Source organism: Sulfuricurvum kujiense DSM 16994, assembly GCF_000183725.1.
GTDB lineage: Bacteria > Campylobacterota > Campylobacteria > Campylobacterales > Sulfurimonadaceae > Sulfuricurvum > Sulfuricurvum kujiense.
In genome coordinates this window covers 2,542,466-2,556,053 of the sequence record NC_014762.1, presented here as the reverse complement: position 1 = coordinate 2,556,053, position 13,588 = coordinate 2,542,466, and the positions used below count along the sequence as shown (strand labels likewise).

Genomic DNA, 13,588 nt, shown 5'->3' with positions numbered 1-13,588 from the left:
AAATTGGGATGGACTTTTTATTTAAACTACCCCATTTTTATCTTCTAATGCTTGCCGGTTGACGCCATTTTCTTGCTATTTTCATATGTTGTTTCCGCGGTAAATTAGTATTAAATGCGCTTCGTAGGAAGTCTGTTGTCCAAAACAACCTATAATTACACTTTTATTTTTCATTGAATAGGGGATGAGCATATGCCATTTTCACCCGCAAAACGTAAAGATACCCTCAGCGGTATCCTTTTTGTAGCCATATTTGCCGCTGCCGCAACGATGATCGCCGATCTTTCCGCGGTAAAAAATCTTGGAATCTCCCCGCTTGTCGTGGGGATTGTACTGGGGATATTTTTTGCTAATACGATGCATAACCGTATCCCTTCTGTTTGGGAGGGGGGGATTACCTTTTCGGGTAAGAAAATCCTCCGTTTTGCCATTGTTTTTTACGGTTTTCGGATTACCTTTCAACAAATTGCCGAAGTAGGGATGGAGGGATTTATGGTCTCTTTGATCATGCTCTCTACCACATTTATTTTGGGAACCTATCTAGGGCAAAAGTTTTTTAAATTGGACCGTGATACCTCAATGTTGACCGCAGCGGGGGCTTCAGTATGCGGAGCGGCGGCTGTTTTGGCAACCGAGCCGGTACTTAAAAGCGAAGAACACAAAGCGGCGATTGCCGTTTCCATGGTCGTATTGTTCGGAACGATTGCAATGTTTTTATATCCTGCGCTTTACAGTGCGGGAGTTTTTGCGGGAATGGACGACAAAACATTCGGTATTTTTGTGGGTGGGACGATTCATGAAGTCGCCCAAGTCGTTGCGGTCGGGGGTGCATACGGCAAAGATGCCGCAGATGCGGCCGTTATTGTTAAAATGACCCGTGTAATCATGATCGCGCCGATGTTGATTGTACTGGGTATCTATCTCTCGTATGCCGCTAAAAAGAGCGGAAGCGCAGCGGGCGGTGTCAAACTGGTTATCCCGTGGTTTGCGGTGTATTTCATCGGCATGGCGGGTATTAACTCATTGCTGCAACAGTATAGTTTACAGCATGCAGGGGAGAGTATCGCAACGCTAATCTCTACATCGGTAGCCAATATTAATATCATCGATACCTTCTTGCTTACAATGGCTATGACGGCTTTGGGTATGGGGACACGCTTTGCGAAGTTCAAAGGACTCGGGCTGGCGCCGCTTTACACGGCAGGCGCGATGTTTGCATGGCTTATAATCGGCGGATATTTTATCACTACGTGGGTAGTGGCCGCATTTTAATCTTCGGGGCTTGTGCCCCGTTTCTTCTCTTTGTCTTCTATAAATAGCGAGCTCTGCTAATTTTCCAATATGTAATTATCTTTAATGATTTCGCCCACAGCCTCGGCCATCTTTTGATACCCAAGCGCATTTGGGTGGATGTAGTCACTTTTGTAGCGGTTGTCGTGCAGGAGATTTGAGAGGATATCGGATTCAATCGCCAGATGGTATTGCTCCGCCAATTCTCCGTAAAGGGGTAGTGGAGAGAGATACAAGAGCCCGAATTCCGGAACGGCGATCAGTATTACCTCTGATCCTTCCTCCCGTGCAAGTCGAATCATTTGTGCAAGATTATTCCGCAATAAATCGGTACTTTTTTTCTGAAGAATATCATTTCCCCCGTGGCAGAGGATCAGGAGCTTAGGATGATACTTTTTCAAAAGAGAGGGAAGGCGTTTGAGCCCCTCATCAGACACCTCTCCGGGAATCCCTGCATTGATTACGTTACGTCCTAACATTTTTTCCAAGCGGGTGGGATAGCTCTCCTGGGGTGCAGCTCCGTATCCATAGGTCAGACTGTCGCCGAATGCGAGAATAACCCCTTCTTTATCGATAGGTTTTTTCGCCTGGTTTGAAGAAAGATAATAGCGGTTGATTAGAAAGCTCCCAACGAGTAATACAGCTAAAATCCCGTAGGTTCTGTTTAATGTCATGCTTACCGTTTCCTGTAACTCAATGCTTCGAGCAGATGAGCTTTACCTATATCGACATCCCCTTCTATATCGGCAATTGTTCGAGCAACTTTGAGGACTCGGCTTACCGCCCGAAACGAAAGACCGAATCTCCCGATCGCTTGATCGATAATGCTTTGAACATCTTCGTTCAGAGGGCAATAACGGGCGATTTCAGCATCGCTGAGTGCACCGTTCAAAGCACTTTGCCCGCGCTTTTTTTGACGTAAAAATGCTTGTCGAACTTTGGAATGGAGTTCACGTGAACTGACACTCGGTTTGTCTTCCGAATTTACGGCGTGCATTTGCACATAAAGATCGATCCGATCCAAAAAAGGATCCGACAGACGTGATTTGTAGCGATTGATCTCCAAATCGCTGCACCGGCAGGCTCTCACCGTACTAAACAGGTTGCCGCAAGGGCAGGGATTCATGGCCCCGACAAAAAGAAAATTGGCATCATAGGTTACCTTCGTGTTAACACGTGAAATACGGATATGGCGATCTTCAAGAGGTTCCCTGAGTGCTTCGAGCACCGTTTTAGAAAAATGGGGAAGCTCATCAAAAAATAATATTCCTCCGTGCGCCAATCCCACTTCCCCGATTTGTGCTTTATGCGCCCCTCCGCCGAAAATGCTGGCTCCGGTACTGGAGTGGTGCGGAGAACGAAACGGCCGTGATGGGGTAAAAGTCGGTTCCTTTCCTTCCAATATCTCCAGCTTTGCGCATTCGAGAATCTCATTATTATGAAGTGGAGGCATAATGTGTACCATTCTCTTGGCAATCATCGATTTTCCGCTCCCCGGAGAGCCTTCGAGCAGCAGATTATGCATTCCTGCCGCGGCAATCAGTGCAGAACGCTTTGCGTGTTCCTGTCCTTTGATGTCGAGAAAGTCGAGCGGATACTCCTCGTGAAAATAGTAGCTTTTTTCATTATGGACGATATGCTCGAAATTAAAGGTACTGGTGTGCGTTTTTGTTTCGGGAAGCGTGTCAGATTTTAAGAGGTTCAGAGTATCGGAGAGGGTATCAACGCCATAGAACGTTATGCTCGGAATCTTCGAGAGTTTAGAAAGGCTTACATTGGGGACGATGGCGCGTGTAATGATGCCCTGATTCGCTAAAGACAAGATAATAGGGTAGAGGAGGGTATTTTCGGTCACGCTTCCGTCCAGCCCCAATTCGCCGAAAAGGTACCAGTTTCCTATGTCCCCTTCATAATTTCCCAAAGCGATCAATGCGGCTATACTGAGATCGAAGTGAGAACCTTCTTTGCGAAGATCACTTGGGGCGAGATTAATAGTAAGGCGCTTTGGAGGAAAGGTGAAGCCGTTGCTAAGCAAAGCCGATTTTACCCGTTCCTTTGACTCGGTAATGGCGGTATTGGCCATCCCGACAATCGTAAAAGCCGGAAGGCCTTTGGTTGCGGTAAACTGCACCTCGACGCCTTTGGCATCGATTCCCTCAAACGTTGCGCATAACAGCTGTTTCATACTCCTCGCCCCTTCTTTCGCTTGAACTATGATGACGACTGCAGAAGAAATAGGTTTATTTTCCTGTTTCACCGACAACGCATTTAGTATCAAGCGGGTTATTTTTATTTATTTGAACCAATTCACCTTTATTCGTCGTACAAGCTTTTTGAGCTTTTTCCAGTGCCAGATCGGCACTTGTTTTTCCGCTTCCGACGGATTCAAAAACTGCAAACGTACTTACTCCCATAAATATGAAACATCCGGCTATAATTGCCGATACTAAATAGATACTGTAGTATCGTTTATCCAACCATTGCATAGTACACCTCCGTGCTTACTCTTGACTCTATTGTAGTTCCGAAATAATAAAGAGCCATGAAAATATTTATGACGGTATAATTTTTAAAGTTGTATTAATACAAACGGTATTAAACACTCTGGGTTGTAAAAACGTAATAGATTTTAGTGTAGAGGTGTAGAGGAAGGCAATAATATTGCAATTTGCAATATTATTTTTTTTCTTTTTGAGCTTTTTTGTACTCTTTTTCGAATTTTTTACGACGGTTGTAAGTGAGTTTTTCGATGAAGAGTTTCCCCTCCAAATGATCGATTTCGTGTTGAATTGCAATCGCGAGAAGATCGCTGGCATGAAGTTCGCATGCTTCTCCATGGCGGTTTTGATACTTAAGGCTTAATGTTTCGTAGCGTTCGACGTCTTCATAAAAACCGGGGACGCTGAGACATCCTTCCTGATACAGGACGTTGCCCTTCGGATTGTGAATGACGGGGTTGATGATCTCCAAAAGATTCTCTTTGTGTTGGTTCCCTTCTTCATCGGGTATGCAGAGGATCAATACTCGAATAGGATTGGCGACTTGGATGGCCGCTAGCCCTATGCCGTTTGAAGCTATCATCGTCTCATACATATCGTCTAAAAAGCGATGAAGTAGTTCATCGAAGTTTACAACGGTTTGAGAACGTGCCTTGAGCTGTTTGTTCGGATAAGTGATAATGGGTAGAAGCATAAGGACCTTATTCGGTATCGTTACAGACCATATACCGAAGTTTTGAGTTATTATCAGCCGCATCCATAGCTGTAAGGGTGCAATCAAGAGTTTGATCTACCCCTTTTGTAGAGGTTAATTCGGCAATACCGATTGCAATGCGAAGCTGAATTTCCTGCTCTGCTAGGAAAAAATTGCTTGAGGAAACGAGATCAAAGAGACGTTCAGAAGCCCGTTTTGCACTTTCAATATCGGTATGTTTAAGAACCATAGCGAAAATACCTTCGCCGTAGTGAGCGACGATATCGCTGCGGCGGGATGTTTTTAGAAGAAGTCTCGCAACCGTACGGGTCATAAGTTGCTGCGCTTTTTCACTCTGAATGGTCTCTCCTGTCGATTTAGAAAGGCGCACGGTAATCAGAGAGCTTTTATGTTTGAACTCATCGATAAGATGGCGTTCCTGCTCCAGTTTGGTAATGAGGAATCGTTTGTTGTACACGCCGTATTGGTTATCGAAAATGGTTTCATTTTCGACTTGTTTGACGATGCTGGCTGTTTCATCGTAAATGGTTTTCATATGAGTGACTTGTTTTTTCAGGATCGAACTGAGTTTTCCTACATCACTCCCCAGAGATGAAATTAAATCATTTGCGCCGTTTAAAGAGGGGACGTTTTTCATCTCCTCTTTTTTATTTTCTAAAATTTTCTCCATTAAAGAGATATTTTTATACAGAGTCGCACTGAGTTGCAGGATGCTTTTAACGGATGAGAACCCTTGTTTCAATGTTTTTTCAAGCTCGATACTTTTTTCTTCGTGATTGTCTTCTTCAAGCTCCAGAATTGAACCGATTTGGCGGCGTAGACTCTCGCTTTTGTCTTCCAATATACGATCGAAATAGAGTCCGAAATTATTCGGGGTAGGGGGGAGGTTGTCAGATATGAGGGCATTAAGCACCTCTTTGGCAAAGATTTCAAGATCACTGGTAGGATTGTTCAGCGATCCGGCACTGATATAAGCATTCTCATCGCTGCCCTTTTGGGTAGCCTGCCGTTGGGAACGTTTGAGATCGCTGAGTGCTGCCATGGTCTACCTCTTACTTCTCTTCTTTTTCTTTTTGAACCAATACTTCGTCAATGATACCATAAGTTACCGCTTCTGCGGCTGACATAAAGTTATCTCTGTCTGTATCTTTTTCGAGTTTTTTGACGCTCTGGCCGCAATTTTTAGCCAAAATTTCATTCAATTCGGCTTTCATGCGTAAAATCTCTTTGGCTTGGATCTCGATATCGGTTGCCTGACCCTGCGCTCCGCCGAGAGGTTGATGGATCATAATGCGTGCATGCGGGAGGGCATAACGTTTGCCCTTAGTCCCCGAACTGAGCAAAAATGCCCCCATCGATGCCGCTTGGCCGATACAGATAGTACATACATCGGGACGGATGTAGTTCATGGTATCAAAAATCGCCATCCCCGAAGTGATGACACCGCCGGGAGAGTTGATGTAAAAATAGATATCTTTCGCAGGATCTTCCGCTTCCAAAAAAAGAAGCTGGGCTACGATAGATGAGGCTACCGGGTCATTAACTTCGCCGCTGAGCATAATGATACGGTCTTTGAGAAGACGTGAATAGATATCATATGAGCGCTCACCGCGCCCCGTTTTTTCAATGACGTAAGGGATATAGCTCATTATGCCTCTTTAATTTTATCGTTAAGCAATTTGCTCAACACGCGATCTTCGATCATCGCCATTTGAATCGCCGGAAGGTATCCTGATTCTTGGTAGTGTTTGTAAACGGCTGCAGGATCTTGACCCATTTGCATCGCTTCGAAGTAAATGGTTTGCATCAACTCTTGCTCATTAACGACAACGTTTTCCGCTTTTGCCAATGCATCGACGATAAACGTTGCTTTTACCGCGCGGCATGCGTCGTCACGGAATGTTTCGCGCATCGCTTTTACTTTTTCGGCATCGTTACGGAGCTCTTCAAGTTCCGCTTCGCTCATTTCGCGAGCTTTTTTGTTCAACGCCATATCCATCTCTTGTTCCACGATGAATTCAGGAAGATCGATGGCAAATGCACTTACGAATGTTTCCATCAAGGCCGGTTTGAGCTCGTCGTTATATTTAACGCTCATTGCTTCGGATTCTAGTTGTTCTTTTACTTTCTCTTTGAGCATTGCAACATTCGCATCGTCGTATCCAGGAAGCATTTTTTTCGCCAATTCGTCATTGATAACAACCGCTTCTTTCATTTGGATAGCGTTTACTTTAACTTTGAATTGTGCCGGTTTTCCCGCAAGTTTGGCTCCGCCGTAGTTTTCAGGGAAAGTAACGTCGATCGTTTTTTCGTCCCCTTTTTTCATTCCGATCACTTGATCTTCAAATCCCGGGATGAACTGGCCGCTTCCGAGGCGAAGAGAGAACCCTTCCGCTTTTCCCCCTTCGAACGCTTCGCCGTCCACAAACCCTTCGAAGTCGATCAACGCGGTATCTCCGCTTACCAGTGCACGATCTTCGTCAACATTGACTAACGGTGCCTGAGCCGATGCAAGCTCTTCGATACGTGCCGTAACTGCAGCATCGTCGATTGCCGGTTTGCTTACTTCAGGAACCATTGCCGCATAATCACCGAGTGTGATAGCCGGACGTGTCGCGATAACGACTTCTACGTTGATTCCGTTATCGTCTTTTTCAAACTTAGTGATATTCGGCTCACCAATCAATGAATCGGCTGCGATTGCCATCTCTTTAAGACCTGCGGTTAAAAGATCGCGTAATGCTTGTGCTTCGGCATCCTGAACCAGACGCTCACCGTATTGTTTTTTCACGGCACTGATCGGTGTTTTTCCTTTACGGAAACCGGCTACTTTAGCTTCTCTCGCGATTTGTTTCGCGATGCTTTCGATGTTGGCATCGATGGTTCCGCGTGTAATGGCCGCATTGATTTTAGCGTTAGCTGAGTCGATTTTATTGGTTGTAATTTGCATTGAATCCCTTTTGTTGACGTCTCTTATTTAGACTAAATGGTGGCAATATTATCCAAAAAGGATTAATAATACGCTGAATTAAAATAAAAGCAAAGAGATGATAAAGTAATAGTATTATTTAAAATGAGCGGGTACGGGATTGGATAACAACGAATTATTTATAAAAGCGGTTAAAACGATGATTGCCCATGTCGGTGAAGATGTCGAACGGGAGGGGCTTTTGAAAACTCCTGAGAGGGTTTTAAAAGCGTATGAATTCATGTTCGGCGGCTACAAAGAAGACCCGCAGTCGATTTTGAATTCGGCAATGTTCGAGTCGTCAAATGATGAGATGGTTCTGATCAAAGATATCGAGTTTTATTCGACGTGCGAACATCATTTGCTCCCGATTATCGGTCGTGCCCATGTCGCTTATATTCCCGATGGCAAAGTGGTGGGGCTTTCCAAAATCCCCCGTGTTGTGGATGTTTTTGCCCGTCGAATGCAGATTCAAGAACAGCTCACCGAACAGATCGCCGATGCGCTGATGCATGCGATCGCCCCTAAAGGGGTAGCGGTAGTCGTTCAGGCCCGCCATATGTGCATGGAGATGCGCGGAGTGGAGAAAATCAGTTCGACAACGACGTCGAGTGCCCTTCGCGGGTTGTTTAAACGTGATGAGAAAACACGGATGGAATTTTTCAGCCTCATCAACTCTTCCAGCGGGAACCGATACTAAACGATGCCGCTTAAAGCATTACGCAGTCGCCTGGGCTCTGAAAAACTCACCACCGTATTCGGTACTGTCAGTAAAATCAGCCCTACCGTCATTGTCGCCGAAGGGCTCCATGTCAGTATCGGCGATACAGTACTGATGGTTTCGGAGACAAGCGGTGCGGAAGCGCTCGGGATGGTGAGTGAAGTAGAACGCAACCGTTTTTTTATCACCCCGTTTCGGTTTGTCGAGGGGTTTCGTGCCGGAGACAAAGTTTATCCGAATCAAAGCGGCATGATGATCGAAGTGGGTGAAGCGCTTCTCGGTCGTGTCGTCGATCCCTTTATGAATCCGATTGACGGAAAAGGGCCCATCGCGGGATCCCATTTTGAATCGATCATTAAAGCTCCTATCGCGGCGATGAAGAGGGGGATGATCGATGAGCCGTTCAGTGTCGGGGTAAAAACGATAGATGGATTGCTCACATGCGGAAAGGGGCAGAAACTGGGTATTTTTGCCGGGAGCGGCGTGGGGAAATCGACGCTGATGGGGATGATCGTTCGAGGTGCGGATGCCCCCATCAAAGTCGTTGCCCTGATCGGTGAGCGGGGGCGTGAGGTTCCCGAGTTTATCGAAAAAAGCCTCGGCGGCAATCTGGAAAATACGGTTCTGGTCGTAGCGACGAGCGATGACTCCCCTTTGATGCGTAAATACGGAGCCTTCAGTGCGATGAGTGTTGCGGAGTATTTCAAAGGAAAAGGGCAAGATGTTCTGTTTATGATGGATTCGGTGACCCGTTTTGCGATGGCACAGCGGGAGATCGGATTGGCGCTGGGCGAACCGCCGACCTCAAAAGGGTATCCCCCTTCGTCTTTGACGCTATTGCCGCAGCTTATGGAGCGTGCGGGAAAAGAGGAGGGGAGCGGCTCTATCACCGCTTTTTTTACCGTATTGGTCGAGGGGGACGATATGTCCGATCCGATCGCCGATCAGTCGCGCTCGATTTTGGACGGGCACATCGTCCTCTCTCGCGAACTGACCGATTTCGGGATCTATCCCCCTATCCATATTCTCAATTCAGCCTCACGGGTTATGAACGATATTATTACACCGGAACATCTCGCGGCGGTGAGACGGTTTCGCCGACTCTATACACTGTTAAAAGAGAATGAGATGCTGATACGTATCGGTGCGTACGTGCGTGGGACGGATAGGGAGTTAGACGAAGCAATCAGTAAAAAAGAGAAGATGGAAGCGTTTCTTTCCCAAGAGGCGATGAGTATTTCGGGATATCAAGAATCGATTGATCAATTGATTGCGTTGATGGGATAGTTGATCTAATCCTTAAACCGTGCTAAACATAAAAAACCCTTAAGGTTGCTATAACGTCGTTTGCACTATCATCCCAAAAGTTAAACAAGACTAAATTAGTCTTTTATTAGAAACCCGATGAGGAGCATGAGATGCACGTCTACCTAGACAACAATGCGACAACGATGGTCGATCCTGCCGTCACTGAAGCGATGATCCCGTTTTTTAGCGAGATTTACGGAAACCCAAATTCGCTTCACCGATACGGAACTGCGTCACATCCCGCAATTACCAAAGCGATTAATCAGATGTATAAAGCGATTAACGCAAGCGATAACGACGATATTATTTTTACATCCTGCGCGACCGAGTCGAATAACTGGGTACTTAAATCGGTATGGGTGGACAAAATCCTTAACGGAGACAAAAACCATATCGTAACGACCGAAGTGGAACATCCTTCGGTTCTTTCTACCTGTAGATTCCTCGAAGAGCAGGGGGTGAAAGTAACCTATCTTCCTGTCAACGATCAGGGGATTGTCGAAGCACATACGCTTCGCAGTTTTATCACCGACAAAACGGCGCTGGTCTCGGTCATGTGGGCCAACAACGAGACGGGAATGATTTTCCCGATCAAAGAGATGGGTCAAATTTGTAAAGAGCGCGGCGTATTGTTTCACACCGATGCGGTACAGGCCGTCGGTAAAATCCCTGTCGATTTGCAGAATGTCCATGTCGATTTTATGTCGATGTCGGCTCATAAATTTCACGGTCCTAAAGGGATCGGAGCGCTGTATATCCGCAACTCTGAAGCACTTACCCCTCTCTTGCACGGCGGAGAACACATGGGGGGACGCCGCTCAGGCACCCTGAATGTTCCCTACATTGTCGGAATGGGGAAAGCGATTGAACTTGCGACACAGAATATCGAAGAGAAAATGGCGCTCATCCGTGCCAAGCGCGATCGCCTTGAAGATGCCCTTTTGGCGCAGTTGGAGGATGTATTTACCGTAGGAAGCCGCGAAAACCGTACTCCGAATACGATTTTGATCTCGATTCGCGGTGTAGAGGGCGAGGGGATGCTGTGGGATCTTAACAATGCCCTCATCGGTGCGTCGACAGGATCAGCCTGTGCAAGTGAAGATTTGGAAGCCAATACCGTTATGCTCGCAATCGGTGCAGACCACGAACTGGCCCATACGGGGATACGTCTCAGTCTTAGTCGATTTACGACGGATGCCGAGGTCGATTATGTTATCGAGAGCTTTACGAAAGCGGTTGCACGTCTGCGAGCGATTTCCAGTTCATATGCAAAAGTTCAACCTACCCCCGGCGGCAAAGCTGCTGAGTGCAATATTCACCATTAATAAGGAATAAATTATGGCTAAAAATGATCTATTGGGCGGATCTCTTTGGGATCAGTACTCAAATAAAGTAACGACATTGATGAACAACCCGCATAATCAAGGGGAGATTACCCAAGAAGAGTGCGATGCGGATGGTTATAAGCTGATCGTCGCCGATTTCGGAGCGGAGAGCTGCGGTGATGCGGTGCGTCTGTATTGGGCGGTTGATCCAAAAACGGATACGATCGTCAAATCAAAGTTTAAAAGTTTCGGATGCGGTACGGCGATTGCCAGCTCGGATATGATGGCGGAGCTTTGTATCGGTAAAACGGTACAAGATGCCGTAAAAATCACCAATATCGATGTCGAAAAAGCACTTCGCGACGATCCCGAAACTCCGGCCGTTCCGCCGCAGAAGATGCACTGTTCGGTTATGGCGTATGACGTTATCAAAAAAGCGGCCGGGCTTTATCTCGGTGTTGATGAGTCAAGTTTTGAAGATGAGATCATTGTGTGCGAATGTGCCCGCGTCAGTTTGGGGACGCTTCGCGAAGTGATTAAACTGAATGACCTTAAAACCATCGAGCAGGTAACCGACTATACCAAAGCGGGCGGGTTCTGTAAATCGTGTATCAAACCGGGCGGTCATGAAGCACGTGAATACTATCTTGTCGATATTTTGGCTGATGTACGTGCCGAAATGGATCAGGAGAAAATGCGTGCGGCAGCCGATGCAGGATCGCACGGTGATTTCGAAGCGATGACGCTGGTGCAAAAAATCAAAGCGATTGACAGTGTTATCGATGAGTCGATTCGTCAGTTCTTGATCATGGACGGCGGAAATATGGAAGTTATCGATATTAAAGATTCGCCGGATTATATCGATGTGTATATCCGCTATTTGGGTGCTTGTAACGGGTGTGCGAGTTCAAGTACAGGAACATTGTATGCGATCGAAGCGACACTCAAAGAAAAACTCTCTCAGAAAATCCGCGTTCTTCCAATCTAATATTTCTCTCTGTACTTTTCTTTTTCATAAGAAAAGTACCAAAAGAAAATCGCCCCCTCAATAGAACGCTTTCAACCGCTTTGGCACTGCTGCCAGCGGTTGGGCTCTAGGTAAATTTCGGGGGCATTATCAATTAGATATTCATCTCTCCGGCATCCTTAAAAGCCACGCGCGATGGCAGAAGTGCCAAGAGTCGCGTGAGCGATTTGCCGGAGAGATGCGCTTCTTTTGTTTCTTTTCTTGGCGACAAGAAAAGAATTAAAAGTTTTTATCAAACCAGTCGGCAACCGTACTACGGATCGTATGGCGCAACTGAATCCCTGCGATAAAATTGTTATGCTGCGCTTTGTTGAGCAAACTGACAAGGGCATTGCGGCGTTTGGAGAGAAACGGATGGTCGATTTGTCCGGGGTCCCCCATCACGACGAGACGTGTTTCATCCCCCATACGGGTTCCGATAAGCTTTAACGTGGCATTAGTCATATTTTGAGCCTCGTCGATAATGACGAATTTGCGCGAAATCGTCGTACCGCGCAAGTGGGCAATATCCATCACTTCAATGTTGTATTTTTTCATAAACACTTCGGTCGCATTTTCCCGTTTGACCGAATTGGTGTTGCCGGTATATTCGACACGTGCGTCGATCGAACGCTTGCTTTGGTGCTCAATGGTGAAATTGACCGCTGCATAAAGAGGGTACATAAAGTATCCGAGTTTTTGTTCCTCATCCCCTTTACGAAATCCAAGTTCCGCCGCCTGATCGTTAGAGGTGACGGTGTTACGGGCATAGACGATCCCCTCGACGATCCCCTCTTCAACCAACTCCAATCCCGCTTGCAGGGCAACGAGCGTTTTCCCCGATCCGGTAGAGCCGGAAACGACGGTGACGTAGTTTTGCGGATGGGTCATCATCGCATAATAGAACTTTTGTTCCAAGTTGAGCGGACGGACAAGCTCTTCATTGAAATATTCCCCGAAACGTCGATCGAAATCGCACCATTCTATCTGGTTGTTGAATGCAAAAGCGTGACGTTGAATTCCCGTTTCGTACATCTCTGACGTGGTACTTTGCGCTTTTTGGATAAACGTGATTTGATCAAAATTGTGGTGTTCTGCATCGGTCGGGAGAGCGGGGACATCTTCATACTCATAAGTATAGGTAAAATCGATTTGTTCGGGAGCCTCGACGCTGCTGTTTCGGATACTTTGGGTACGGATACCGCGAATCTCGGCTGCAATCCGAAACGACATGTCGTTAGAGAGAAGGATAAGGTCATAATCATCGGCAATTTCACCGATTTTGGCGTCGTTGATCCCTTTGGGCTCGGAAAAATTATGGGCTACGCGGTATTGTTCACGGTGGACGATAAAGAGGTCAATAAGGTTTGCCTCCCCTCCATGCAATGATCGGTCAAAATTGAGCGATAAACGGTAGTATCTGTCGTTTTTACACTCTTCGACATCGACATGGCTGCGGACGCATTCGGGAAGCTCAATAAAACTGATCGGCTCTCCCCATGCCGCATCGGCGAGACGGAAAAATTCTCTAGCCTGAAAACCGGCTTCGGAACGCATATCGTCTTTTTTACTGTTAAGTTCGGCCAAAACGATATTAGTGATAACGATGCCGTTTTGGTTTTCGTCACTGATTCGTAAAATGTTGGTTGGATCATCTAAGATAACAGAGGTATCGAGAAGGTAGCAGTTTTGAGTTGGACTCGTCACAAAGAACCCTTTTTATAGGAATCCTTTATGGTAGTGAAACAAAGCTTAAA

The 13,588-nt window shown here is 46.3% G+C and carries 13 protein-coding genes; 5 read left to right on the top strand and 8 right to left on the bottom strand.

The genetic code is table 11. From position 1 onward, the window contains the following. Positions 1–192 precede the first annotated feature (192 nt). Positions 193–1,272 (top strand): YeiH family protein, encoded by a 1,080-nt coding sequence (locus tag SULKU_RS12780; RefSeq protein WP_013461388.1) that lies wholly within the window; start codon positions 193–195, stop codon positions 1,270–1,272. A 56-nt stretch (positions 1,273–1,328) separates the two neighbouring features. On the opposite strand, the gene SULKU_RS12775 is transcribed toward SULKU_RS12780, so the two are convergent. The 7 genes from SULKU_RS12775 to tig form a co-directional block, all read right to left on the bottom strand. Then, the gene (locus tag SULKU_RS12775) at positions 1,329–1,964 is read right to left on the bottom strand and encodes a GDSL-type esterase/lipase family protein (protein ID WP_013461387.1); all 636 of its coding nucleotides are present in this window, start codon (positions 1,962–1,964) and stop codon (positions 1,329–1,331) included. Between the two features lie 2 nt (positions 1,965–1,966). Then, a complete protein-coding gene (locus tag SULKU_RS12770; protein WP_013461386.1) occupies positions 1,967–3,475 on the bottom strand; it encodes a YifB family Mg chelatase-like AAA ATPase in 1,509 nt (502 codons plus the stop codon). Between the two features lie 55 nt (positions 3,476–3,530). Beyond that, complete coding sequence (locus SULKU_RS12765; RefSeq protein ID WP_013461385.1) at positions 3,531–3,776, bottom strand: hypothetical protein; 246 nt, start codon at positions 3,774–3,776, stop codon at positions 3,531–3,533. Between the two features lie 190 nt (positions 3,777–3,966). Continuing rightward, complete coding sequence (gene def / locus SULKU_RS12760; protein WP_013461384.1) at positions 3,967–4,482, bottom strand: peptide deformylase; 516 nt, start codon at positions 4,480–4,482, stop codon at positions 3,967–3,969. Between the two features lie 7 nt (positions 4,483–4,489). After that, positions 4,490–5,545 (bottom strand): diguanylate cyclase, encoded by a 1,056-nt coding sequence (locus SULKU_RS12755; protein ID WP_013461383.1) that lies wholly within the window; start codon positions 5,543–5,545, stop codon positions 4,490–4,492. Between the two features lie 10 nt (positions 5,546–5,555). Next, positions 5,556–6,152, bottom strand: a complete 597-nt coding sequence (clpP, locus tag SULKU_RS12750) for an ATP-dependent Clp endopeptidase proteolytic subunit ClpP (RefSeq protein ID WP_013461382.1) — start codon at positions 6,150–6,152, stop codon at positions 5,556–5,558. After that, entirely contained in the window at positions 6,152–7,453 is a 1,302-nt protein-coding gene (gene tig / locus SULKU_RS12745; protein ID WP_013461381.1) for a trigger factor, read from the bottom strand. Before tig ends, clpP begins: the two co-directional genes overlap by 1 nt. A gap of 139 nt (positions 7,454–7,592) precedes the next feature. Between tig and folE the strand changes: the two genes are divergently transcribed. From folE to SULKU_RS12725, 4 genes are all read left to right on the top strand, one after another. After that, positions 7,593–8,171 (top strand): GTP cyclohydrolase I FolE, encoded by a 579-nt coding sequence (gene folE, locus SULKU_RS12740; RefSeq protein ID WP_013461380.1) that lies wholly within the window; start codon positions 7,593–7,595, stop codon positions 8,169–8,171. 3 nt (positions 8,172–8,174) lie between these two features. Then, entirely contained in the window at positions 8,175–9,479 is a 1,305-nt protein-coding gene (gene fliI, locus SULKU_RS12735) for a flagellar protein export ATPase FliI (RefSeq protein ID WP_013461379.1), read from the top strand. 131 nt (positions 9,480–9,610) lie between these two features. Beyond that, on the top strand, positions 9,611–10,825 hold the full coding sequence (locus SULKU_RS12730; RefSeq protein ID WP_013461378.1) for a NifS family cysteine desulfurase: 1,215 nt from the start codon (positions 9,611–9,613) through the stop codon (positions 10,823–10,825). Positions 10,826–10,838: 13 nt separating this feature from the next. Continuing rightward, positions 10,839–11,813 (top strand): iron-sulfur cluster assembly scaffold protein NifU, encoded by a 975-nt coding sequence (locus tag SULKU_RS12725; protein ID WP_013461377.1) that lies wholly within the window; start codon positions 10,839–10,841, stop codon positions 11,811–11,813. A 258-nt stretch (positions 11,814–12,071) separates the two neighbouring features. Here SULKU_RS12725 and SULKU_RS12720 read toward each other — a convergent pair whose 3' ends face one another. After that, positions 12,072–13,538 (bottom strand): PhoH family protein, encoded by a 1,467-nt coding sequence (locus tag SULKU_RS12720; RefSeq protein ID WP_013461376.1) that lies wholly within the window; start codon positions 13,536–13,538, stop codon positions 12,072–12,074. Between the last annotated feature and the right edge of the window lie 50 nt (positions 13,539–13,588).